Source organism: Delftia sp. BGA-UO-ETr-SB1, assembly GCF_059567865.1.
Map to the genome: position 1 here is coordinate 194,200 of NZ_JCAQOW010000005.1, position 22,086 is coordinate 216,285.

Here is a 22,086-nt window from a genome sequence, read left to right on the forward strand (position 1 = left end):
GCAAAAAGAAAAGGGGCGGATCACATCCGCCCCCGGCGTTTGTACCACCGCAGCCCGTGCGCTGCCGGGCGGCCGTGGCTCGGCCCTGCGTTTCAGTCCGCCGCGTAGTCGATGGGATCGTGGGCATGCTGCCGCCCCAGCGCGCCGGCCATGGCCAGCATGAAGGCCAGGCCGCGCCGCACATCGGGCTCGCGTGCCATGCGCATCAGGCCGATCAGGGTGGGCGTTTCCTCCATGGCCTGCACCTGGGCCGCCGCCAGGCGCGCGGCATTGCCCGCGGCCCAGGCCCCGCCCACGCCATCCTCGAAGGCCTTGGCGACCTTCTCGACCATGTAGTCGTCTGCCATGTCCACCAGGTCCGCCGTGGCCGACAGCAGATCGACCACGCGGTTCAGGCGCCGGCCCGCCAGCAGCGGCTCCAGCTTGCCCATTAGCTCGGCCAGCCCCTGCAGCGCGGCGTCGTCCTGCAGCAGGCCGCCAGCGGCGGGCTGCGCCACGGGAATGTCGGAAACGATGTTCATCTCGGTGCTCCTTGTCTTCGTGCTTGGAATGACAATGCAAAGGCCCTGGCCTCAGACCAGGGCGCGGGCCACGGCCCAGTACATGCCGCGGTTGAAGCCCTTGCGCATCATCGAGCCGACCTTGGTCGGCGGCGTGGGCTTGACGTCGACCTGGTAGTCGTACCAAAGCGGCATGCCGCCGTCCAGGCCCATCTGGGCGATGGCCACCACGCGCCCGTCGTAGCCATCGCTGGTGCGGCCGAAGCGGATCTGCGAGGCGATGTTGTTCACCACCACGGGCGACTGGTTGTGGCAGGCGCCGCCGGCCTTGCTCACCGGCAGGTCCACCGTATCGCCCAGCACATAGACATGGCTCTGGCCCAGCACCTGCATGGTCTCGTGGTCGGTGGGCAGCCAGCCTTCGCCGTCCTGCGCCTGCGACAGGCCGCAGTCGCGCACGGCCTGCACGGCGCGTATGGGCGGCGTGGCCATGAGGATGTCGAAGTCCTCGGCCTGGCCCTCCTCCGAGTGGGCCACCTTGGCCTCCGGGTCCACGCGCGCCAGCGTGAATCCGCGCTGGTGGCGAATGCCGCGCTGCTCGAACACCGTGGGCAGGATCTCGCAGGTGTCCTTCTGCAGGAACAGGCAGTTGCGCAGCAGCTGCGAGACCGTGGGATAGGTGTAGACGATCTCCACCTTGTCGCGCACGCCGCGCCGGCGCAGCAGGTCGTCCAGCATCAGCGTGGTCTCTATGGGCGCGATGCCGCACTGGTGCGGCACATTGGGCGTCTTTGGAAAGGTGACGGTGACGAAGATGCGGCCCTTTTCTATGCGCGCCAGCTTGTCGGCCAGCTGCCGCGCGGGCGCGTGCTGGTAGAAGTGGTCGCCGGCCTCGGCCAGGCCTTCGATGCGCTCGGGCGAGGGCACGCAGCCCGTGGAGATCACCAGATGGTCGTAGCCGAAGCGCTTGCCGCTCCTGCAGTGCACGGCCTGCAGTGCGAAGTCGAAGCGTTCCACCTCTTCCACCAGGAAGTCGATCTCGGGCCGCAGCAGGCCGCGCTGCCTGCGCCGCAACTCGTCGCGGAAGAAGGCATTGAAGGCCACGTACATGAAGGCCGGCTTGTAGTAATGCCAGGGCGAGTTCGACAGCATGGTGATGCGCACCTTGCCTGTGACCACCTCCGGATACAGCTTGCTGACCAGGTGGTTGGCGGTCATGGTGCCGCCAATGCCCCCTCCGATGATCAAGATGTGATGCGCCATCCCTGCTACTCCTTGTGCTTTCGCCTCAGTGGAACAACCGCTGGCGCCGCACGGCGCCAGCGCCGGAAAATGCGCCGCTCAGTCAGGCTTGAGCGATCGCCATACCCCGTCCCAGAGCGCGTCGAACAGGGGCTCTATGGGCGTGTCGATGATGCCGTCCAGCCGCAGGCAGATCATGCGGATCGCGCTGCCATACATCAGGCTGGCCGCCACCATGGGCTCCATCTGGCGGATCTCGCCATCGGTCATGCCGGCGAACACAAAGCCGCGCATGCGCACGAAGGCCGAGGCCGAACAGATGGCCTGCTCGTCGGGCAGAAACTCGCGGTGGCGCGCATTGACCACGAAGCCCATGGCCTCGGGCTCGGCCTCGGCCAGCCCGAACAGCATGCGCAGCACCTCGCGGCAGCGCTGGGCGCTGCCCGCGTGCCGCTCCTCGATATCGTCAAGCAGCACATTCATGCGCGCCAGCAAATGCCGGTACAGCTCGCGCGCAATGCCTTCCTTGTCGGCAAAGTGGTTGTAGAAGAAACCGATGGACACGCCGGCCTCGGCGCACAGGTCCTGTATCGAGGTATTGAAGAAGCCCCGCTCCACAAACAGCCTGAGCGCCACGCGCAGCGTCTGCACATGGCGCGATCCCGCGTGCGGAAAGAAGGTCCAGGCCTCGTCTTGCATGGGAACCGATAGTAGAACGAATCTTCATTCTATTTTTCACAAGCACTTGCAAACTACACCAGGGTTTTCCTGGACCTTGGCCTCAATCCATCAGCCGGAGTGCCTCGGCAAGCGACGCCACGTTGGCAATGCCCAGCTTTTCGTAGATGGAGCGGATCTGATTGCGCACCGTGGCAGGAGCACGCTGGAGTTGGACTGCAATCTGCTTGTGCGTCAGGCCCCGGACCACAAGCCGGGCAACCGTGGCTTCGCGGGGGGACAGCCCGTCGGCTGCGCACCGGGGGCGCGCTCGCAGCCACAGCAGGCCGTGCTGCGTGAACAGCGTGATGACCAGGGTGTGGGCCACCAGACGATGGACGCCACCCTGTGCCGCAGTCTGCACGGCCGCAGGCAGGCGAGGACCTTGCCAGCCCGGCCATTCGGCGCGCAAGGCGTGCTCGAAGACGACGTCCATGTGGTGGATGATGCCGCGCGGGTCTGCCAGTGCCGAGCCCAACGGATCACGGGCCAGGCCCTGTCGAAGCTGCCCCAGATGCGTGAGGCGGTTGAGTTCCAGCGCCTGCTGCACATGGGGCAGCAGCGCGGCCAGCAGTTGGCGCTCGCCCTCGGTGCAATGCGCATCCGTGCGGGCGCGAAACAGCGTGAGCCAGCGCGTGTAAAGAGTGGCCGGGTCCACCATCCCGCCGATGAAGAAGTGCGACTGCTCGAAGCGCCTGCCGTAGTCGCGCAGCGCCCCCTGGTGCCTGCCACCGAACCAGGTCCTCGCTTCAAAGGCCAGCGTCTCGCTGGGGTGCCTGGCGATGGCCTGCGCCGCCGTGTCCAGGTGCTTGACCTCTTCATAGGCCTGCAGCATTTCGGGCGGCTGCAGGTGAAGATGGATGGTGTGGATATCGATGCCGGCCGTCGTCATGGTGGCCGAGCCCCACATGGCCGAGTCGAAGGGCAGCACGGGTTTGAGCAGGTCCAGCGCCTGGTCCTGGAAATGCTCGACAGGCTGCTCGTGCGATAGCCGGTAGAGGTTCAGCAGCAGGTGGTTGTACGCAGCGTCCATGGCGGCTTGCCTGCCTCTCTTCGATACGTTGAGAACAACTGCACGGGCGGGTGTTGCGCGTGCCGTGCCCTCTTGTCCCACCCCGGCAGCGCTTCAGGATAGTGCAATTGCATCATTTTGTTTGTTGCGTGTCACAAATAGAGTTGGCTTGCCACACACATTCCTGTACCGACACCATGCAAATTCAATCCCGTGCATCCACTTCCCTTCCCGCCGTGCGCCCTTTGCTGCTGTGCGGCCTTGTTGCAAGCCTCTATGCCTGTGGAGGAGGCAGCGGCGGTACCGACAGCGGCGGGGGCACCGGCGGCGGCACCGTGACACAGCCGGCCATCACGCTGTCAGGCACCGTCGCCATCGACCAGGCCGTGCGCAACGCTGCAGTCTGCGTGGATCTGAACGCCAATGCAGCCTGCGACACGGGCGAACCCAGCGCAGCGGCCACCGGCAGCGACGGCAAGTTCAGCCTGACCTATCAACCCGGCGATGCGGCAGCCACCGCTGCCTTCAACCAGGCTCCCGTGCTGGCTCGCATCACACCCGAATCCGTGGACACTGCGGACCCCACCAGCACCGCCACAGCCAAGGCGTTCGTGCTGTCTGCACCGGCTGGCAAATCCGCGCAGATCAATCCACTGACCAGCCTGGTGCAAAAGGCCATCGCGGCCGGCACGGCCAGGGAAGTGGCCGAGGCTGCAGTGGCCCGCCAGCTCGGCATCGACGCCGCCAGGATCTACGACTACCAGAGCGACGCGGCCTCCAGTGCCGCCGTGCTTGCGGATACCGCGCGCACAGCCGCCAAGGTCACCGCCTACGCGCTTGAGTTGGGCGTGCCTATCCAGGTGACGGCACCTGGCGCAGCGGCCGTGGCATCGAACCAACTGGCGTTCCTGAACTACGGCAACGCGCAGAACTACTCCGTGCGTGAACGCAGGTCCGATGGCGTCGTCCAGGCAGACGGCTTTGCCCACCAGTTCGAGACACGCAGCGGAAAAACCAACGGTGCGCCCAGTACGCAGGAAGCGCTGTTCCCGTCCGTCACGCTCACCAGCACCGGATGGACGCGCTGCGACAGTTCCGTTGCGCGCCTGACGACACAGGGGGTTCCCTCGCGCACACTGCTGTGCAACCAGTCCACCGCCTACCTGGGCTTTACCACCGCTTCGCAGGACGTCAGCGGCAAGCCCATGGCCGAAGTCATCACGCAATTGCGTGCCGGAGACACAACGCTGCAGGCTGAGGGCATCCGCCATGACCGCTCCATCGAAATGGACCCCGCCACGCTGGGCTCGGCCGTCTTCCCGCAGGGCGCACAGATACGCACTGCACTGTCGGTGCAGTTGAACCGGTCACCAGCTTTCATCAACAACACGGCCGCGGACCGCTTCGGCTTCGCCACGCTGGAAGCCATGATTGCCGGCCGCCCGGCCAGCGCGGTGAACCTGTCGACTCCAGCCACCGTGCGCGCCTCGACAGTCGGGGCGGCGGGGCCGGTCGATGCCAACCATGTGTTGCGCGTGGCCTTCATCGACGCGGCCAACGCCCAGTTCTACAGCTGTGAGTCCACCCCTCCGGCCTACAGCGATCTGGGCGCCTGCACCGCGCATTCGCAAAGCGCCTACACCCTCTCCACCTCCCAGGGCGTGCGCCTGCTGAGCTTTGCCGACTTCCCTGGCAAGACCTTCATGCAAGGCGTGACGCGGGGCTATACGGAATTCGACGGCAGCGTATTCGGCTATCGACTGCCTGCCGCCATTGCCAGTGAAGATCAGGCACTCAGCTATTCCACCCGCCTGAACGGCGTGGCCTGGACTGCCATGAAAACGGTTCTGGGCATTGAGTGAGCCTTGCAGCCGGGAGCGGGCATTTCAAGCAAGGGATGGGGCGAGGCATCCCACGCGGCGCCCCGCAGCCGCGCGGGACGGCATGCCGGGCATGCGTGCCTCAGCTCTGTCCTGCGGGACCGTAGAATCCGCGCGCAGCCATTGGAGACAGAGACAACAATGACGGGCTGCACACGAATCCGACCCAAAGGCTTTTTGCAAATGCAACTCCCCATCCACGTCATCGACGCATTCACATCGGAACGATTCAAGGGCAATCAGGCCGCCGTCATTCCCCTGGATGCATGGCTTGCCGATTCCACGCTGCAGGCCATTGCGGCAGAGAACAATCTCTCGGAAACCTCGTTCCTGGTCTGGAGTGCCGAGCGCGCCGCCTTCGAGATCCGCTGGTTCTCCCCGCTCACGGAGATCGCGTTCTGCGGCCACGCCACGCTGGCAAGCGCCTTCGTGCTCTTCGAGGCCGATCCCGCGCTGCGCAGCATCACGTTCTGGGCCGCTGCCGTGGGCAAGGTCACCGCCACGCAGGAGGATGGCGGACGCATCGTCATGACCTTCCCGCGCCGCGATGCCAAGCCGCTGGATGAGGTGCCGGCCGCGCTGCGCGAAGGCCTGACGCCCGCGCCCACGGCCTATCTTGTGAACCAGCAGGCCTACGTGGCGGTCTACGCCGCCGAGGCCGATGTGCTGGCCGTCAAGCCGGATCTGGAACGCCTTAAATCGCTGGGGCCGCTGGATGTGGTGGTGACGGCGCCTGCGGATGCGGGCGCCGCGTATGACTTCGTCAGCCGCTACTTCTGGCCCGCCAATGGCGGCGAGGAAGATCCCGTCACGGGCTCCATCCATGCGGCGCTTGCGCCTTACTGGGCGGGCAGGCTGGGCAAGAACCGTCTGATCGGCCACCAGGCCTCGCGCCGCACGGGCACGCTGTTTTGCGAAGTGACGGATGCCAGCGTCGAGGTGGCCGGCCACTGCGCGCGTTACCTGACCGGGACGATCACCGTCTGACTCCGGGCCCGTCCCGATGGAGCCGACGCGGAAGGCGCATCAGCGCCGAAGGCAGCGGCCGGCGCCATCGATGAGCCGGGCCATTTCCCTGTCCACGCCCAGGTCGGCGCAATAGGCGCCCGCCCCGCGCAGTGACAGATCCAGAGTGGCAGGCTTGCTCCTGGAAACCTCGGCCCTCAGCCGAAAGCCCGCCACGTTGGGCGCGCCGTAGTCGGCCGTCTCCAGCACGCCCGCCCTGGTGTCGCGGATGGCATGGCCGTTGCCAAGGTGGTAGGCGCCCTCTTCGCCGGCCACGGCTTCGTCAAGGCAGGCAAAGGCCTGCTCGGCCGAGGCGCCTTGGGGCAGGACCAGCGACGCGGTTGTGCCGGGACCCAGGGCATCGCACATGCCTGCAGAGATTGCGCAGCCGCTCAACAGGCCTGCAAGGCCCAGTACCCATATCCGCATTCACGCTTCCTTTCCTGAGGCCATGGAATCCGCGGCAGTGTATCGACCCGGCAGCGGCGCCGGGCTCGCAATGCGCAGGGAATAGTCTCTCGCCTTGCCGTTACCCCCGGGACACGCAGGTACCATCCGCGCATGAGTACCCACTACGAATCCCTGTCGCAAGCCGACGCCTACCGCGACGCCTTCGACGTGGAAGCGCCCGCGGCCAGCGAGCGCAACATGACGCCGCGCAAGTCCGGCTTTTTCATCCGCAGCGTCGCCGTGGCTGCAGAGGCAGCCGCTGAACAGGCAGAACCTGCAGCTCCCGACACACCGCCTGCAGCACCCACCACTCCCGCACGCGAGCTGGTTGCCGCCCAATGGGGCCTGGTGCCGCACTGGGTGAAGTCGGCTTCGGACGGCCGGCTGCGCGCGCTCAAGCTGGTGAATGCGCGTTCGGAGACCGTCTCCACGGCCCAGGCCTTCCGCGATGCCTGGCTCAATGGCCAGCGCTGCATCGTGCCCATGGCCGCCTTTTTCGAGGATGACTACCGCAACGGCAAGGCCCTGCCCACGCGCATCTCGCGCATCGACGGCAAGCCCATGGGCGTGGCCGGCGTGTGGGCGCAGTGGACGGGCCCCGACGGCGAGGTGCTGCTGAGCTACGCCCTGCTCACGGTCAACGCCAACAGCCATGCGCTGCTGCACCGCTACCAGCAGCCCGGCGCGGAAAAGCGCATGCCGGCGATTCTCAACGAAGGCGCCTACGACGCCTGGCTCAACGCGCGCGTGGAAAAGGCGCGCGAGTTCATGCGCCAGTACCCGTCCAACTGGCTCACCGCCAATCCGGTGGAGCGCAAGGCCGACAAGCGGCCTCCAGGGCTGATGGGCTGATGGGCTGATGGGCTGATGGGCTGACGGGCTGACGCATAGCCCTTGTCCCGCGCGCTACGGCGCCTTGGGCAACGCGTTGATGGAGCGCAGGATGTCGCGCGTGATGCCCTGGCGCTTGGGCAGGTCGGCCAGCCGGTGGGGCGTGTCCATGTTCATGGCGAAGAACACGGGGCCGGCCGGCCATTCCACCCAGCCCACCCACCAGCCGATACGGCCCGTCCAGCCGGTTTTGGCGCGCAGTATCCAGTCCGGGCCCGCCTCGTTGATCATCACGTCCTTCACCAGCCGCTGGTGCTCCGCCGGCAATGGCAGCCGATTGCGGTACAGCCGCTGCAGGAAGGCCACCTGCTCCAGCGCCGAAATGGCCAGGTCGCCTTCCACCCAGAAAGGCGCCTCGCCCGTGGCCAGCGCATTGCCGTAGTCGATCTTGCGCATGTAGGCAGCCTCACGCGCGCTGCCAAGCTCCCTGGCAAAGCCTTCGTACACCCACAGGGTGGAGTTGCGCATGGCCGAGCGCAGGTCCTGATCGGCATTCCAGGCCGGCAACTGGCGCTTCACGCCATCCCAGGGAATGCGCTGGAATTCATCGCGCAGCAGCCCGGCGTCCAGCGCGAACAGGCTGTGCGGGATCTTGAAGGTGGAAGCGGGCGAGTAGCGCCGCGCCGCGCGGTCACGGTTGTGGACGTAGACGGCTTCAGCCTGGCCTCTGGCATCGACCACGACGATGCTGCCATCGACCTTGGCATCGGCAAAGAAGCGGTCCCATTCGGGCTTGTCCTGCAATTCGGCAGCCGCCAGAGCCGCCTGTGACAGACAGGCGAGCAGCGCGGCGCACATCAGATTTCTTCGATTCATGCAGGCAGTTTAAGAGCTGCACCACCGCACGGCGATGGTGCACCGCCTGCCCGGCTGCCCTGTTTTGACTCGCGGTTTTCCCGTTTTGGTGTTCCGGCCGCATCGCTCGGGCCCCAGGGGCCCCGTATGCGCTGGCACGACTTGTGCAAGGCCGCTGCAGGCCGGCCAATGCAGCCATGGCGGCAACGGCAGACGGCCCCATGACCACAACAAACAAGGGAGTCATTGCATGCACAGGTGCGCACGGGCATTGAGAACATTGGTGGGGGGAGGATGGGTCGCGGTCCTGGGTGCGGCGCAGACGGCGCAGGCGGCCGAGCAGGCGATCACGCGGCCGTCGCTGGTGGCGGTGGAATCCATCAGCGCCGTGGACACGGTCTGGCTGATGACGGCCACGGTGCTGGTGCTGCTGATGACGCTGCCCGGCATTGCGCTGTTCTATGCGGGCATGGTGCGCCGCAAGAACGTGCTCAACACCATGGCCAGCGTGGTGGCGATTGCCTGCCTGGTGAGCATTCTGTGGTTTGCACTCGGCTACTCGCTGGCCTTCACGCCAGGCAATGCGTGGATAGGCGGTGATTCGCGCGCCTGGTTCGCGGGGCTGGATTTCAACGCCGCCAAGGGCCTGGTGGCCGTGAGCCACCTGGCGCCGCATGTGCCTGAAGCAGCCTATGCCATGTTCCAGCTGGCCTTTGCCGTGATCACCGCCGCCTTGCTGGTGGGCGCCTGGGTGGAGCGCATGCGCTTCGGTGCCATGCTGATCTTCGTGGGCCTGTGGAGCCTGCTGGTCTATGCACCGGTGGCGCACTGGGTGTGGGAGCCCGGCGGCTGGCTGGCGCGCATGGGCGCGCTGGACTTTGCCGGGGGCACCGTGGTGCATGTGAACGCGGGCGTGGCCGGCCTGGTCTGCGCCTGGTTCCTGCGGCCGCGCCGCGGCTACGGGCACGAGCCCTTCGAGCCCTACAACCTGGCCTTGACCATGATGGGCGCGGCCCTGCTGTGGATGGGCTGGTTCGGCTTCAACGCCGGCTCATCGCTGGCCGGGGACAGCCGGGCGGCGCTGGCGCTGGCCGTCACCCACATTGCCGCCAGCGCGGGCGCCCTGGCCTGGTCGCTGGCCGAGTATGTGGTGCGCGGCAAGGCCACGCTGCTGGGGCTGTGCTCGGGGCTGGTCGGCGGCCTGGTGGCGATCACGCCGGCGGCCGGCTTCGTGACGCCGCTGTCGGCGCTGTGTATCGGCCTGATCGCCGGTGTCGCCTGCTACTGGGGCGCCACGGGCCTCAAGCGGCTGCTGGGCGCGGACGATTCGCTGGATGTGTTTGGCGTGCATGGCGTGGGCGGCATCGTGGGATCGCTGCTGACAGGCGTGTTTGCCAGCCCGCAGATCGGCGGCGTACAGGGCAGCGTGCTCACCCAGGCCGTGAGCGTGCTGGCCGTGGCCTTGTTCACGCTGGTGGCCACGGCCGTGCTGCTGTGGCTGCTGGACATGCTGATCGGCCTGCGCGTGGACGAGGAAAGCGAGCTGCAGGGCCTGGACCTGGCGCTGCACCGCGAACGCCTGAGTGGATGAACGGCCGAGCCGCAAAGCGGCCCGGCGCCCGATGATCGTCAAACCGAAGGAGTGCCCACTACATGCCCGAAAGCGAACTCCTGGCCATCGCCGCGCACCTGCATGTGCTGCTGCGCAGAAGCTGCGGCCGCGTGACCGATACCGAATGGCTGGCAGCCAATGCCGAGTACGCCGCCGAAATCATCCGCTTCGCCCGGGAGCAGGAAGGGGCGCGCAGCACGCCCGAACTGGTGGACTGGACCCACCGCTTCGAAGCGGCCTGGAACGCCGCGCTGGCCGGGCCCGCCGAGCGCTCGCCGCTCATGCAGCGCGCCGGCGAGCTGATGCGCCAGCGTGCGGAAAACCGCAAGTACGTGGGCACGCTGCGCTAGCGTCTTGCTTGATCAGGCCGGTGGCGCGGGCACGGAGTGCAGCAGCACGGGCGCGTCGCCATCGCCGTTGACGCTTTCCATCTGCACGCCAAAGCCCCACAGGCGCGCTGCGTGCTTGAGCACTTCCAGCGCATCGTCGGACAGCGGCCGGCCCTGGTAGCGCGTGTGGCGCAGTGTCAGGCAGCGGTCGCCGCGCAGGTTCACGTTCCAGACCTGGATATTGGGCTCGCGCGCGCCCAGGTCGTACTGCTGCGACAGGGTCTGGCGCAGGGTGCGGTAGCCGTCGTCGTCGTGGATGGCGCTGACCAGCAGCTCGCGTTCGCTGGCATCGTCATGGATGGAGAACAGGCGCATGTCGCGCATCAGCTGCGGGCTCAGGTACTGGCCGACAAAGCTCTCGTCCTTGAAGTTCTGCATGGCATGGTGCAGCGCCGGCAGCCAGGGCGTGCCTGCCAGGTCGGGGAACCAGCGGCGGTCTTCCTCGGTCGGGTCCTGGCAGATGCGGCGGATGTCGCGGTACATGGCAAAGCCCAGCGCATAGGGATTGATGCCGCTGTAGGCGCGGTGGCCGGCGGGCGGCTGGTAGATCACGTTGGTGTGGGAGGACAGCCATTCGATCATCACGCCGTCGGTCAGCCAGCCTTCGTCGTACAGGGTGTTGAGCAGGGTGTAGTGCCAGAACGTGGCCCAGCCCTCGTTCATCACCTGGGTCTGGCGCTGCGGATAGAAGTACTGGGCGATCTTGCGCACGATGCGCACGATCTCGCGCTGCCAGGGCTCCAGCAGCGGGGCGTTCTTCTCGATGAAGTACAGCAGGTTTTCCTCGGGCTCCTTGGGAAAGCGCTCGCTGTGCTGCGCCGCGCTGTCCTTGCCGGGGCGGGCCGGCAGGGTGCGCCACAGCTCGTTGACCTGCTGCTGGGCATAGGCCTCGCGCTGCTCGCGCTCGGCCCGCTCGCGCGCCAGGCTTTTCTTGGAGGGGCGGCGGTAACGGTCCACGCCCAGGTTGGACAGCGCGTGGCAGGAGTCCAGCCATTGCTCCACCGTCGTCAGGCCGTGGCGCTCCTCGCACTGGGAGATGAAGTCGCGCGCATAGACCAGGTAGTCGATGATGCTGCCCGCATCCGTCCACATGCCGAACAGGTAGTTGTTCTTGAAGAAGCTGTTGTGGCCGTACGCCGCATGGGCGATCACCAGGGCCTGCATGGCCGTGGTGTTTTCCTCCATCAGATAGCTGATGCAGGGATTGGAGTTGATGACGATCTCGTAGGCCAGGCCCATGTGGCCGCGCCGGTAGCGCCGCTCCGTCGCCATGTATTCCTTGCCATAGCTCCAGTGGCGGTAGCCCACGGGCATGCCCACGCTGGCGTAGGCGTCCATCATCTGCTCGGCCGAGATCACTTCCAGCTGGTTGGGATAGGTGTCCAGGCCGTAGCGTTCGGCGGCGGCCGCAATCGCTGCGTGATAGCGCTCGATGAGCTCGAAGGTCCAGTCGCTGGGATCGGGCAGAGGCTCGGCCGGCCGCGCCCCCGCCGGCAGCGGCGCGGAGGGCACGATGCGCTGGGCCCGGTCGCTGGCCAGATGGGATTTCCACTGCGGCGTGGCATGGCGGGGCGCCAGCACGGGATAGTGAGAGAGGTTCATACCGATACCCCCTCTTTCTTGAACAGGTCGCGGAACACGGGATAGATCTCGCTGGCGTCCGACACCTTGCGCATGGCGAAGTGCGAGAACAGCGGCAGCACCTGGCTGTACTCCTGCCACAGGCTCTGCTCTTCCTGCACCACCTGCACATAGGCGAAGTAGCGCACCAGCGGCAGGATTTTCTCGACCAGCAGGTTGCGGCAGTTGGAGCCGTCGTCGCCGAAGTTGTCGCCATCGCTGGCCTGGGCCACGTAGATGTTCCAGTCCCCGGACGGGTAGCGCGCGCGGATGATCTGGTCCAGCAGCACCAGCGCACTGCTGACCACCGTGCCGCCGCTTTCCTGGGAGTGGAAGAACTCGTCCTCGCTGACCTCGGCCGCCTGCGTGTGGTGGCGGATGAACACGATGTCGATCTTCTCGTAGTGCCGCGTCAGGAACAGGTACAGCAGGATGAAGAAGCGCTTGGCCAGGTCCTTGCGGTCCTGGTCCATGGAGCCGGACACATCCATCACGCAGAACATCACGGCCTGGCTGATGGGCGCAGGCACGCGCGTGCGGTTGCGAAACCGCAGATCGATGGGGTCGAGAAAGGCCACCGTGCCCATGCGCAGCTTCAGCGCATCGATGCGCTGCTGCAGCTCGGCCGCCGCCTCGCTGGTGCCATCGTCCTGCGCCAGCAGCGCTTGCAGCTGCTCTTCCAGTGCCTTGAGTTCGCGGTGCGGCGCCTTGGTCAGCGCAATGCGACGGCCCAGGGCGCCGCGCATGGTGCGCAGCAGGGCCAGGTTGTGCGGCGTGCCGTCGTGGCTGTAGCCGGCGCGGCGCGTCTTGTACTGCATGGTGTTGCCGATGTGGGTGCGCAGCAGGCGCGGCAGGGCCAGGTCTTCAAAGAACAGTTCCATGAACTCTTCCTTGGTCAGGGTGAAGGTGAAGTCGTCCTCGCCCTCGCCGCTGTCGCTGGCCTGGGAGCCGCCGCCTGCGCCGCCCTGCGGCCGGGCAATGCGGTCGCCGCGCACATGCTCGGTGTTGCCCGGGTGCACCGTGTCATGGACACCGCCCTGCCCGTGGTGGAACACGGGCTCGCGGATGTCCTTGCGCGGGATGGAGACGCTCTCGGACTCCTCCATGTGGCGGATGCCGCGCTTGTCCACCGCGCGGCGCACCGCCTCGGCGATCTGCGCCTTGTAGCGGCGCACGAAGCGCTCGCGGTTGCCCACCGACTTGTTCTTGCCGGCCAGCCTGCGATCGATGATTTGCAATGCCATCTGTTCCCCCCAGCCCGGGCGCGCCGAAGGGCGGCGCACCCACCCGTCAGTTGCTCTTGCGAACGCGCAGGTACCACTCGCACAGCAGGCGCACCTGCTTGGACGTATAGCCCTTGGCCTCCATCCGGGTGACGAAGTCCTCGTGCTTGCGCGCGTCCTCGGCACTGGCCTTGGCGTTGAAGCTGATCACGGGCAGCAGCTCCTCGGTATTGGAGAACATCTTCTTCTCTATCACCACGCGCAGCTTCTCGTAGCTGGTCCAGCTGGGGTTCTTGCCCTGGTTGTTGGCCCGCGCGCGCAGCACGAAGTTGACGATCTCGTTGCGGAAGTCCTTGGCATTGGCAATGCCCGCGGGCTTCTCGACCTTCTCCATCTCGGCATTGAGCGCGTTGCGGTCGAAGGCCTCGCCGGTATCGTTGTCGCGGTACTCGCTGTCCTGTATCCAGTAGTCGGCGTAGGTGACGTAGCGGTCGAAGATGTTCTGGCCGTACTCGCTGTAGCTCTCCAGATAGGCGGTCTGGATTTCCTTGCCGATGAACTCGGCATAGTGCGGCGACAGGTACTCCTTGATGTAGCTGGTGTACTTGGTCTCCAGCTCGGCCGGGAACTGCTCGCGCTCGATCTGCTGCTCCAGCACATACATCAGGTGCACCGGGTTGGCCGCCACCTCGGTGCTGTCGTAGTTGAAGACCTTGGACAGGATCTTGAACGCGAAGCGCGTGGAGATGCCCGACATGCCCTCGTCCACGCCCGCATAGTCGCGGTACTCCTGGAAGCTCTTGGCGCGCGGGTCCGTGTCCTTGAGGCTTTCGCCGTCATAGACCTGCATCTTGCTGAAGATGCTGGAGTTCTCGGGCTCCTTCAGCCGCGTGAGCACGGCGAACTGGGCCATCATCTTGAGCGTGCCGGGCGCGCAAACGGCGCTGGCCAGGGACGACTCGCGGATCAGCTTCTCGTAGATGCGCACCTCCTCGGAAACACGCAGGCAGTACGGCACCTTGACGATGTAAACGCGGTCCAGGAAGGCCTCGTTGTTGCGGTTGTTGCGGAAGGCCTTCCACTCGCTCTCGTTGCTGTGGGCCAGCACCATGCCGTCGAAGGGAATGGCGCCAAAGCCCTCCGTTCCCTTGTAGTTGCTCTCCTGCGTGGCCGTCAGCAGCGGGTGCAGCACCTTGATGGGCGCCTTGAACATTTCCACGAACTCCAGCAGGCCCTGGTTGGCCAGGCACAGGCCGCCCGAGTAGCTGTAGGCGTCGGTGTCGTCCTGGGCAAAGTTCTCCAGCTTGCGGATGTCCACCTTGCCCACCAGGCTGGAGATGTCCTGGTTGTTCTCGTCGCCGGGCTCGGTCTTGGCAATGCCCACCTGCCTGGAGATGCTGGGATAGCGCTTGACCACGCGGAACTGGCGGATATCGCCGCCCAGCTCCTCCAGGCGCTTGACGGCCCAGGGCGACAGCACATGGTTGAGGCAGCGCCGGGGAATGCCGAACTGCTCCTCCAGCAGCGGCCCGTCCTCCACGGGGTCGAACAGGCCCAGTGGCGACTCGTTCACGGGCGAGCCCTTGAGGGCGTAGAACGGCACCTTCTGCATCAGGTATTTGAGGCGCTCGGCGATGGAACTCTTGCCACCGCCCACGGGGCCCAGCAGATAGAGGATCTGCTTGCGCTCTTCCAGGCCCTGGGCCGCATGGCGGAAGAAGCTCACCACCTGCTCGATGGAGTCTTCCATGCCATAGAACTCGGCGAAGGCCGGATAGCGCCGGATGACCTTGTTGGCAAACAGCCGCGACTGGCGTGGATCATTGCGCGTGTCCACCATTTCAGGTTCGCCGATGGCTGCCAGCATGCGCTGGGCAGCACCTTCGTAAGCCATGGGATCGCGCTGGCACAGGGCGAGAAATTCGTCCAGCGACATCTCTTCTTCGCGAAGGCGAACGTAACGTGCAGCCGAGTTGCTGATGACATCCATACGACCTCTCCCGGCGGCACCCGAGGGCGAACAGTGCCGCGAAGTTGCAAGGCATTCGCTACCGTGTGGAACTGTTGTAGCACCTTGCATCGGCTTTGAATAGCTCATACGTCCCACATGTCTGCATTGCGCGCGAGGTCACAATGTCAGGTTCCTGGACTACCCCGCTTTTTGCGGCGCCGGGACAGGGGCTTGAGCCAGCCGGGCCTGCAGCAAGGCCCGTGAATACAGCGCCTGACGCTCCCACTTTTGACAAATGATAGTCCGCACTCACACAGCGGCACAGGCCCGAATTCAGAACCGATGTCTCCTGCCGACAACCCCCTACTTGCCGCCGGTCGCCCATCGCGCAAACTGGCTGCCGTGACGCCGATGCACCTGCTGCGGGCCATGTGCCTGGTGCTCGGCCTGCTGCTCGCCCTGCTGGCACCGGGCCTGGCCAAGGCCGCACCGGCAGCAGGCCCTTTGGGTGCCTTGCAGGGCACGCTGGGCGGTGGCTCCGCGTCCGACAAGGAACGAAGCAACGCCATTCAGGCCCAACTGGATGCCGCCGCATCGGCCACAAAGGAAGCCGATGCGCTGGCGCAGGAACTGGACCGCCTGCGCGCCAGGGCACGCACGCCCGTGCCGGCCCTGCCCGCGCCGCTGAGCGACGAGCAGCTGGGCAGCCTGTTCGATCGCTGGAAGGAACGCGTTCCCGCCAACGCCAGCCAGGAAGTGCTGGAACGCCTGCTGGCCGATGAACGCGATGCCATCGCCGCACTCAAGGTGGGCATCGAAAAATCCGCGGCCGACCAGGCCAACCTGGTCTCGCAGCCCGGCCCGGGACGCATCGATCTGTCCATCCTCCAACAACGCGCGCAGGAAAACGCCGAGCCCGTGACCGCCGAGCCCGGCGAAGCCCCCGACCTCACCCAGGCCCGCCAGGCACGGCGCAGCGCAGAGCACCGCCGCGCCCTGCTGGAGCTGGCGCTGCGCCAGGAAGAGCAGTCCACCATCGAAGCCCGCCAGCGCCTGCTGGCCGCACAGCTGCAGGCCCAGCGCCGCGAGCTGCTGGAGCGCATGCCGCGCGCCGCCTGGCTGACCCAGCGCATTGCCGAGCGCAGCCGCCAGCAACTGGAGCAGCAGGTGCAGGAGATGGAGCTGGCCGCCCAGCACGCTTCCGCCGCCGATCCCGCCATACGCGACCTGGCCCAGCGCAATGCGGCGCTGGCCGCGCAGATCCTCAAGAACTCCAATGAACTGGCGCAGGAGCGCAAGACCCTGGCCAATGACGAATATGTCCGCGACCAATTGAGCGCCACGCTGCGCGACACCCAGGCACGCCTGAGGCTGGGCGGTGGCAGTGCGGCCGTGGGCCAGTGGCTGTGGCAGCAGCGCGTGGAGCTGTCCTCCGGCAACACCTTGCAGTCCAGGCACCGCGCCGTGCAGCGCCAGCTGGCCGAGCTGCGGCTGATGCTGTTCAACTCCAGCAAATGGCGCCAGAACCCCGGCGCGGACAGTGCGGCACAGGCCCCGGCCGACGCTGCGGATGCAGGCGGCGTGGGGGCACCTGAACCTGCCGCCAGCGCCACCACTGCCAGCAATGCCTCCACCTCGGCACAGCAGACCGCCCTGCTGGCCCGGCAGGTGGCGCTCACCGATCAATTGCAGCCCGTTTTGCTGCGCCGCATTGCCGTGCTGGAGCAGACCGATGAAGCCCTGCGCGCCGCCCTGCGCAGCGGCAACGAACTGCGCCAGGTGCTGGACAAGGAACTGCTGTGGTTCCCCAGCCACCGCCCCATGGACCGCACCTGGCTCAGCGAGTGGCAGGCGCTGGAGCAGGACATCGAAGGCAGCAGCTCCCCCTGGAAAACCGCGCGCGCCCTGGCCGCCAGCATTTGGAACGATCCCTGGGCCTTTGGCGCCGTCGGCCTGATCGTGGCCCTGCTGCTGGGCCTGCGCCGCTATGCGCTGCGCCAGCTGCAGTCCATCGCCGTGCGCGTGGGCGACTTCATGCGCGACAACTTCGGGCTGAGCCTGCTCGCGCTGGGCTGGAGCCTGCTCTACACCTTGCCCTGGAGCTTTGCAGCCGCGGCGCTGGGCAGCCTGCTGCAAGGCCCGGAAACCGTGGGCACGGCGCTGGAGCCGCTGGGCGCCACCCTGGTCCAGCTCAGCGATTTCATCTTCGTGGCCACCTTGCTCAACGCCCTGTTCTGCCCGGGCGGGCTGGCACTGGCCCACTTCGGCTGGCCGGCCGCTCGCGTGCAGATGCTGCGCCAGATGGTGCGCCGCGCCGCCTGGCTGATCGTGCCTGCAGAACTGCTGGGCGGCCTGGCCTTCTACAGCCATGACAACCACGCCATCAGCACCTGGGGGCGCATCTCCATCCTCATGCTGTCGCTGGGCCTGGCCTGGATGGCCTGGCTGTACTTTCGCCGTGTCATGCAGCAAAAGCGGCCCGGCATCCACTGGGGCCAGATCGTCAGCGTGGTGCTGATGCTCATGCTCAGCGCGCTGGCCGTGGGCATCGTGCTCGGCTATGTCTACACGGCCACCGAATTCATCCAGGCCCTGATGGCCAGCTTCGTGTTCCTGGGCGCGGTCGAGGTCGTGGTCAACCTGCTGCGGCGCTGGCTGCTGCTGGGCGAACGGCGCCTGGCGCTGAACCGGCTGCGCGAAGCCGCCAGGCTGGCCCAGAGCGGCTCGGGCGTGGACACCGGCAAAGCACCCACCGACGAAGCCACCCAGATGGCCCTGGTCACCGTGGGCGCCCAGGCGCACCGGCTGCTGGGCCTGCTGCAGCAGGTGCTGGTCGTGCTGACCCTGGTCTACGCCTGGCTGCCCGTGCTGCCTGCGCTGCTGCGCTCGGAAGGCGTGGTGCTCTGGTACACCACCAACACCGGCGCCGACGGCATCGCGCATGCCGCCCCCGTGAGCCTGATGGACGCGCTGCTGGGCGTGATGATCCTGCTGCTCACCTTCAGCTTTGCACGCAACCTGCCGGGCCTGCTGGAAGTGACGCTGTCGGCCTCCAACCGCATCAGCAGCTCCGCGCGCTACACCCTGGCCACGCTGGCACGCTACGCCATCACCATCGCGGGCACGGTCAGCGCCTTCACGCTGCTGGGCCTGCGCTGGGGCCAGCTGCAGTGGATGGTGGCGGCGCTCACCGTGGGTCTGGGCTTCGGCCTGCAGGAGATCTTCGCCAACTTCGTCTCGGGCCTGATCCTGCTGGTGGAGCGGCCCTTCCGCGTGGGCGATGTCATCACCATCGACACCCTCACCGGCACCGTCACGCGCATCCGCACGCGGGCCACCACGGTGCTGGACTTCGACAACAAGGAAATCGTCATCCCCAACAAGACCTTCATCACGGGCCAGGTGACGAACTGGACCTTGAGCGACGACGTGACCCGCCTGGTGATCGACGTGCCCGTGGCCCACGGCAATGACCCCGAGCGAGTGCGCGACATGCTGCTGGGCATTGCCAGGGAACACCCCCAGGTGCTGCGCGAACCCGAGCCCAACTGCTGGTTCATGGCGCTGGAAGGCAACGGCCAGCGCTTCGAGCTGCGCGCCTACGTGGGCAAGGTCGAAGACCGCCTGCCCGTGCGCCACGACCTCAACCGCCGCGTCAACGACCGGCTCAAGGACGCTGGCATTGCCGTGGCCTTCCCGCAGCTGGACCTGCATGTGCGCAACATGCCGGCCCATGCACCGGGGCAGGCACCTGGGCAGGCATCTGGGCAGGCGCCGGGGCATGCACCTGGGCAGACCCCACCCCATCCGACGGCATGAGGCCGGCAAGTCCCCCGGTTCCACGCGCACAGCGCGGCATTGCCGCGCTCGCGGTCAGAACACTTCCCAGTTCTCGTCCACACGCTCGCCCGCATTGCGCAGCGGGGTGACCTTGGCAGGCGCTGCAGCAACCCTGGGTGCCGCTGCGGAGGCCCTCGTCCGCTGGCCGCCCTTGCTGCCTGCGGCGGCCGGCGCTGGCGCCTGGGCCGGTGAGGACGCGGGCAGGGAGACGGACGAGGACACCCCGTCCAGCTTGAACAGACTGACCAGATCGACCAGCCTGGCAGCCTGCGCGTTCAAGCTTGCGGCAGCCGCCGCCGATTCCTCGACCAGGGCCGCATTCTGCTGCGTGACCTGGTCAAGCTGTACGACGGCATCGCCCACCTGCGCCACACCGTCGGCCTGCTCGGCCGTGGCCGCGCCTATTTCGCCGATCAGGTCGGCAACGCGCTGCGCCTGCTGGACGATGTCCTTCATCGCGGAACCCGTCTCGCTCACCAGGCCCGATCCCTCGTCCACCTTGGACACGCTCTCGCCTATCAGGGCCTTGATCTCCTTGGCTGCCCCCGCGCTGCGCTGGGCCAGGCTGCGCACTTCGGATGCCACCACGGCAAAGCCTCGCCCCTGCTCGCCGGCCCGCGCCGCCTCCACGGCGGCATTGAGCGCCAGGATGTTGGTCTGGAAGGCAATGGAGTCGATCACGCCGATGATGTCCTCGATCTTCCGGGAACTCGCGGTGATCTGCTCCATGGTGGCGACAACGCGGTCCACGATCTTGCCGCCGCCGGTGGCGGCCTGGCTCGACGAAGCGGCCAGCTGGGTGGCGGTACGCACCGTATCGGCATTGAGCTTGACGGTGGCGTTCATCTCCTCCATGGAGGCGGCGGTCTGCTCCAGGTTGCTGGCCTGCTCTTCCGTGCGCTGACTCAGGTCCGCATTGCCCGAGGCAATCTGGCTGGCGCCGGTCGCAATGGATTCGCTGCTTTGCCGCACATCGGCAACCACGCGCGCCAGGCCGGCCCGCATGTCCTCCATGGCGCGCAGCAGGCTGGAGGTGTCGCCGGGCGCCAGTTGCACCCGCACGGACAAATCGCCCTGCGCGATCTGGCGTGCCACCCCGGCGGCATAGGAGGGCTCTCCGCCCAACTGCTGCTTGACCGTCCTGGTGATCATCCAGGCCACCAGACCGCCCAGCGCGGCGGCCAGCAGCGTCAGCACCAGCATGGCCACGCCGTCTTCGGCCACGCGGCGCAGCGAGCCGTCCACCGTGGCCTGCGTCTGTGCCTTCTGGTAATCGACCAGTGCCTCGACCGCATCGAAATAGGTGGTCTGCAAGGAGCGCAGGCGCCCCATGATCAGATCCCTGGCGGCATCGCCCTGGTTGGCCAGGCCCAGGTCACCGGCCTGGCGCATGGTCTCCACGAAAGGCTGGCGCGCCTGACGTATGTCGGCAAAGAGCCGGCGCGCCTGCTCGGTCTGCAGGCGCTGGTCCAACTCCTTCATGACCAGGCCGTTCCTGGCAACCACCTCATCCAGCCGGCGGCTCTCCTCGGCCATCTGCGCCGGGTCGGTGATCAGCGCCAGATTGCGCACCACCCGTGCCGACGCATTGGCGTTGTCCTTGAGCGATTGCAGCCGGGCCAGATTGCCCATGCGGTCCTCGGCCAGCACGCGCAGCTGCTCGCCCTGGTCACGCAACTTCATCCAGCCGAAGGCCGCCACGCATACGCAAACCACGATCACCGCGAAAAAACCCATGCCCAGCATGGTTCCCAACTTCATACGCCTCAGAAAACCCACGTCGCTCTCCCTCGAACCACCTACGCAAACCGGCCAGACTGCTGGCACGGAAGAAACACATTCAGGAACAAATTTGACAATTTGAATCAGTCGTGTCGCCTTCCCAAACCCTGCACATCCAGTAGGACAGCGCCTTGCCGGCATGCAGGCATGGCGCTGCCAGCGGTCTGCAATCAGCGATGGGAAGCCAGGGGCGCGTAGATATCCCGCAGCAGGTGCTCCAACTGCGCCAGCACCATGGCGCTGGCCCGGCTGCGGACGGCCTGCGGCTTCGTGGCCGTGAGCACGTCGCGGTAGAGGTGCTCGACGTCGAGGGGGCGGATCACCGTGGAGCGCCGTGGCCGCAGCATGCGCAGGCTGATCCACGGCAGCACACTGGCGCCCAGCCCTGCGCGCACCGCACCGATCTGGGTGGCAGTGGAGTTCACCTCGCCTGCCACCTGGTAGCCGGTGTCCAGCGCCGCAAAGGCCCGGTCCAGCGCACCGCGCGTGGCATTGGGCAGGCTGGGCAGCAGCAGTGGATGCCGTGCCAGATCCTGCAGCGACATGGGCTTGCCATCCGCCTCGGGTGCCAGGGCGCGGGCGCAGCCGAAGAAGAAAGGCTCGCGTGCCACGGGCCGCGTCTCCAGCTTGGCCGTGGCCTCCGAGGCATAGAGCACCCCCATGTCGAAGCGGCCGCTGTGCACGCCCTCCACCAGATGGCCGCTCAGCCCTTCGTGGATGGACAGGATGACGGCCGGCCAGCGCTCACGGCAGGCGGCCAGCAGGGGAACGGCCAGCACCTGGGCGATGCTGCCCGCAATGGCCACCGATACAGAACCGGCCACCTGCGATTCCTCGACCTGAACGCAGGCCCGCGCATCGGCCACCTGCCGCAGGATGGCCTGTGCCTGGCCGTACAGCAGCCGGCCCGTGGCCGTGGGCTGCACGCCCAGCGCGCCACGCACCAGCAGCGTGCTTTGCAGTTCCTGCTCTAGCAGCTTGAGCTGGTGGCTCACGGCGGATGGCACCACGTGCAGCACATCACAGGCGCGGGTGATGCTCTGGGCATCGATCACGGCAATCAGGTATCTGAGCTGGCGCAATTCCATGTCAGGTCCGAAGAGGGGTTCGATTTGCACGAAGGCCGGTTCTGAATTCCTCAGCCATGCGCTGCGAGGTGCTGCCTACATTGTGCTTA

Annotated in this window: 17 protein-coding genes; 6 read left to right on the forward strand and 11 right to left on the reverse strand. The window is 66.8% G+C overall.

Translation table 11 applies throughout. From position 1 onward, the window contains the following. Positions 1 to 92: 92 nt before the first annotated feature. The 4 genes from AC57B5_RS11040 to AC57B5_RS11055 all read right to left on the reverse strand — a co-directional run bounded on the left by AC57B5_RS11040 (position 93) and on the right by AC57B5_RS11055 (position 3,492). On the reverse strand, positions 93 to 521 hold the full coding sequence (locus AC57B5_RS11040; protein ID WP_496399519.1) for a helical membrane plugin domain-containing protein: 429 nt from the start codon (positions 519 to 521) through the stop codon (positions 93 to 95). 51 nt (positions 522 to 572) lie between these two features. Next, entirely contained in the window at positions 573 to 1,763 is a 1,191-nt protein-coding gene (locus AC57B5_RS11045) for an NAD(P)/FAD-dependent oxidoreductase (RefSeq protein ID WP_496399520.1), read from the reverse strand. A gap of 78 nt (positions 1,764 to 1,841) precedes the next feature. After that, on the reverse strand, positions 1,842 to 2,441 hold the full coding sequence (locus AC57B5_RS11050) for a TetR/AcrR family transcriptional regulator (protein ID WP_012204257.1): 600 nt from the start codon (positions 2,439 to 2,441) through the stop codon (positions 1,842 to 1,844). Positions 2,442 to 2,523: 82 nt separating this feature from the next. Then, complete coding sequence (locus tag AC57B5_RS11055; RefSeq protein ID WP_043822896.1) at positions 2,524 to 3,492, reverse strand: helix-turn-helix transcriptional regulator; 969 nt, start codon at positions 3,490 to 3,492, stop codon at positions 2,524 to 2,526. A gap of 176 nt (positions 3,493 to 3,668) precedes the next feature. Between AC57B5_RS11055 and AC57B5_RS11060 the strand changes: the two genes are divergently transcribed. Together AC57B5_RS11060 and AC57B5_RS11065 are read left to right on the forward strand one after the other, a co-directional pair. Beyond that, positions 3,669 to 5,333, forward strand: a complete 1,665-nt coding sequence (locus AC57B5_RS11060; protein ID WP_496399521.1) for a hypothetical protein — start codon at positions 3,669 to 3,671, stop codon at positions 5,331 to 5,333. Positions 5,334 to 5,534: 201 nt separating this feature from the next. Then, the gene (locus AC57B5_RS11065) at positions 5,535 to 6,338 is read left to right on the forward strand and encodes a PhzF family phenazine biosynthesis protein (RefSeq protein WP_496399522.1); all 804 of its coding nucleotides are present in this window, start codon (positions 5,535 to 5,537) and stop codon (positions 6,336 to 6,338) included. 39 nt (positions 6,339 to 6,377) lie between these two features. Here the strand turns inward: AC57B5_RS11065 and AC57B5_RS11070 are convergent, their stop codons facing one another. Then, positions 6,378 to 6,785: a hypothetical protein gene (locus AC57B5_RS11070; protein WP_496399523.1), complete on the reverse strand. Its 408-nt coding sequence runs from the start codon at positions 6,783 to 6,785 to the stop codon at positions 6,378 to 6,380. A gap of 132 nt (positions 6,786 to 6,917) precedes the next feature. Here AC57B5_RS11070 and AC57B5_RS11075 point away from each other — a divergent pair, with 132 nt between their 5' ends. Continuing rightward, the gene (locus AC57B5_RS11075; RefSeq protein ID WP_013803506.1) at positions 6,918 to 7,658 is read left to right on the forward strand and encodes an SOS response-associated peptidase; all 741 of its coding nucleotides are present in this window, start codon (positions 6,918 to 6,920) and stop codon (positions 7,656 to 7,658) included. Between the two features lie 54 nt (positions 7,659 to 7,712). Here AC57B5_RS11075 and blaOXA read toward each other — a convergent pair whose 3' ends face one another. After that, the gene (gene blaOXA / locus AC57B5_RS11080; RefSeq protein ID WP_496399524.1) at positions 7,713 to 8,513 is read right to left on the reverse strand and encodes a class D beta-lactamase; all 801 of its coding nucleotides are present in this window, start codon (positions 8,511 to 8,513) and stop codon (positions 7,713 to 7,715) included. A gap of 229 nt (positions 8,514 to 8,742) precedes the next feature. Here blaOXA and AC57B5_RS11085 point away from each other — a divergent pair, with 229 nt between their 5' ends. Both AC57B5_RS11085 and AC57B5_RS11090 read left to right on the forward strand, forming a co-directional pair. Next, positions 8,743 to 10,083 carry an ammonium transporter gene (locus AC57B5_RS11085; RefSeq protein ID WP_013803508.1) on the forward strand — a complete coding sequence of 447 codons (1,341 nt, stop codon included), beginning with the start codon at positions 8,743 to 8,745 and terminating at the stop codon, positions 10,081 to 10,083. A gap of 62 nt (positions 10,084 to 10,145) precedes the next feature. After that, on the forward strand, positions 10,146 to 10,454 hold the full coding sequence (locus AC57B5_RS11090; RefSeq protein WP_013803509.1) for a hypothetical protein: 309 nt from the start codon (positions 10,146 to 10,148) through the stop codon (positions 10,452 to 10,454). 12 nt (positions 10,455 to 10,466) lie between these two features. Here AC57B5_RS11090 and AC57B5_RS11095 read toward each other — a convergent pair whose 3' ends face one another. From AC57B5_RS11095 to AC57B5_RS11105, 3 genes are read right to left on the reverse strand one after another with little or no spacing between them, the layout of a single operon-like run. Further along, positions 10,467 to 12,095, reverse strand: coding sequence for a SpoVR family protein (locus tag AC57B5_RS11095; protein WP_013803510.1), 1,629 nt, complete (start codon positions 12,093 to 12,095; stop codon positions 10,467 to 10,469). After that, on the reverse strand, positions 12,092 to 13,357 hold the full coding sequence (locus AC57B5_RS11100) for a YeaH/YhbH family protein (protein ID WP_097203007.1): 1,266 nt from the start codon (positions 13,355 to 13,357) through the stop codon (positions 12,092 to 12,094). Before AC57B5_RS11100 ends, AC57B5_RS11095 begins: the two co-directional genes overlap by 4 nt. Positions 13,358 to 13,403: 46 nt before the next feature. Continuing rightward, complete coding sequence (locus tag AC57B5_RS11105; RefSeq protein WP_012204247.1) at positions 13,404 to 15,326, reverse strand: PrkA family serine protein kinase; 1,923 nt, start codon at positions 15,324 to 15,326, stop codon at positions 13,404 to 13,406. Positions 15,327 to 15,698: 372 nt separating this feature from the next. Between AC57B5_RS11105 and AC57B5_RS11110 the strand changes: the two genes are divergently transcribed. After that, complete coding sequence (locus AC57B5_RS11110; RefSeq protein ID WP_496400105.1) at positions 15,699 to 19,106, forward strand: mechanosensitive ion channel domain-containing protein; 3,408 nt, start codon at positions 15,699 to 15,701, stop codon at positions 19,104 to 19,106. A 54-nt stretch (positions 19,107 to 19,160) separates the two neighbouring features. On the opposite strand, the gene AC57B5_RS11115 is transcribed toward AC57B5_RS11110, so the two are convergent. Both AC57B5_RS11115 and AC57B5_RS11120 read right to left on the reverse strand, forming a co-directional pair. Then, the gene (locus tag AC57B5_RS11115) at positions 19,161 to 20,888 is read right to left on the reverse strand and encodes a methyl-accepting chemotaxis protein (RefSeq protein ID WP_496399525.1); all 1,728 of its coding nucleotides are present in this window, start codon (positions 20,886 to 20,888) and stop codon (positions 19,161 to 19,163) included. A 191-nt stretch (positions 20,889 to 21,079) separates the two neighbouring features. Further along, the gene (locus AC57B5_RS11120) at positions 21,080 to 21,997 is read right to left on the reverse strand and encodes a LysR substrate-binding domain-containing protein (RefSeq protein WP_063326814.1); all 918 of its coding nucleotides are present in this window, start codon (positions 21,995 to 21,997) and stop codon (positions 21,080 to 21,082) included. Positions 21,998 to 22,086: the final 89 nt, after the last annotated feature.

Excerpts from the sequence above, each read along its gene's own strand:
- AC57B5_RS11040 (WP_496399519.1), bottom strand. The coding sequence starts at position 521 with ATGAACATCGTTTCCGACATTCCCGTGGCGCAGCCCGCCGCTGGCGGC.
- AC57B5_RS11045 (WP_496399520.1), bottom strand. The coding sequence starts at position 1,763 with ATGGCGCATCACATCTTGATCATCGGAGGGGGCATTGGCGGCACCATG.
- AC57B5_RS11050 (WP_012204257.1), bottom strand. The coding sequence starts at position 2,441 with ATGCAAGACGAGGCCTGGACCTTCTTTCCGCACGCGGGATCGCGCCAT.
- AC57B5_RS11055 (WP_043822896.1), bottom strand. The coding sequence starts at position 3,492 with ATGGACGCTGCGTACAACCACCTGCTGCTGAACCTCTACCGGCTATCG.
- AC57B5_RS11060 (WP_496399521.1), top strand. The coding sequence starts at position 3,669 with ATGCAAATTCAATCCCGTGCATCCACTTCCCTTCCCGCCGTGCGCCCT.
- AC57B5_RS11065 (WP_496399522.1), top strand. The coding sequence starts at position 5,535 with ATGCAACTCCCCATCCACGTCATCGACGCATTCACATCGGAACGATTC.
- AC57B5_RS11070 (WP_496399523.1), bottom strand. The coding sequence starts at position 6,785 with ATGCGGATATGGGTACTGGGCCTTGCAGGCCTGTTGAGCGGCTGCGCA.
- AC57B5_RS11075 (WP_013803506.1), top strand. The coding sequence starts at position 6,918 with ATGAGTACCCACTACGAATCCCTGTCGCAAGCCGACGCCTACCGCGAC.
- blaOXA (WP_496399524.1), bottom strand. The coding sequence starts at position 8,513 with ATGAATCGAAGAAATCTGATGTGCGCCGCGCTGCTCGCCTGTCTGTCA.
- AC57B5_RS11085 (WP_013803508.1), top strand. The coding sequence starts at position 8,743 with ATGCACAGGTGCGCACGGGCATTGAGAACATTGGTGGGGGGAGGATGG.
- AC57B5_RS11090 (WP_013803509.1), top strand. The coding sequence starts at position 10,146 with ATGCCCGAAAGCGAACTCCTGGCCATCGCCGCGCACCTGCATGTGCTG.
- AC57B5_RS11095 (WP_013803510.1), bottom strand. The coding sequence starts at position 12,095 with ATGAACCTCTCTCACTATCCCGTGCTGGCGCCCCGCCATGCCACGCCG.
- AC57B5_RS11100 (WP_097203007.1), bottom strand. The coding sequence starts at position 13,357 with ATGGCATTGCAAATCATCGATCGCAGGCTGGCCGGCAAGAACAAGTCG.
- AC57B5_RS11105 (WP_012204247.1), bottom strand. The coding sequence starts at position 15,326 with ATGGATGTCATCAGCAACTCGGCTGCACGTTACGTTCGCCTTCGCGAA.
- AC57B5_RS11110 (WP_496400105.1), top strand. The coding sequence starts at position 15,699 with ATGCACCTGCTGCGGGCCATGTGCCTGGTGCTCGGCCTGCTGCTCGCC.
- AC57B5_RS11115 (WP_496399525.1), bottom strand. The coding sequence starts at position 20,888 with ATGAAGTTGGGAACCATGCTGGGCATGGGTTTTTTCGCGGTGATCGTG.
- AC57B5_RS11120 (WP_063326814.1), bottom strand. The coding sequence starts at position 21,997 with ATGGAATTGCGCCAGCTCAGATACCTGATTGCCGTGATCGATGCCCAG.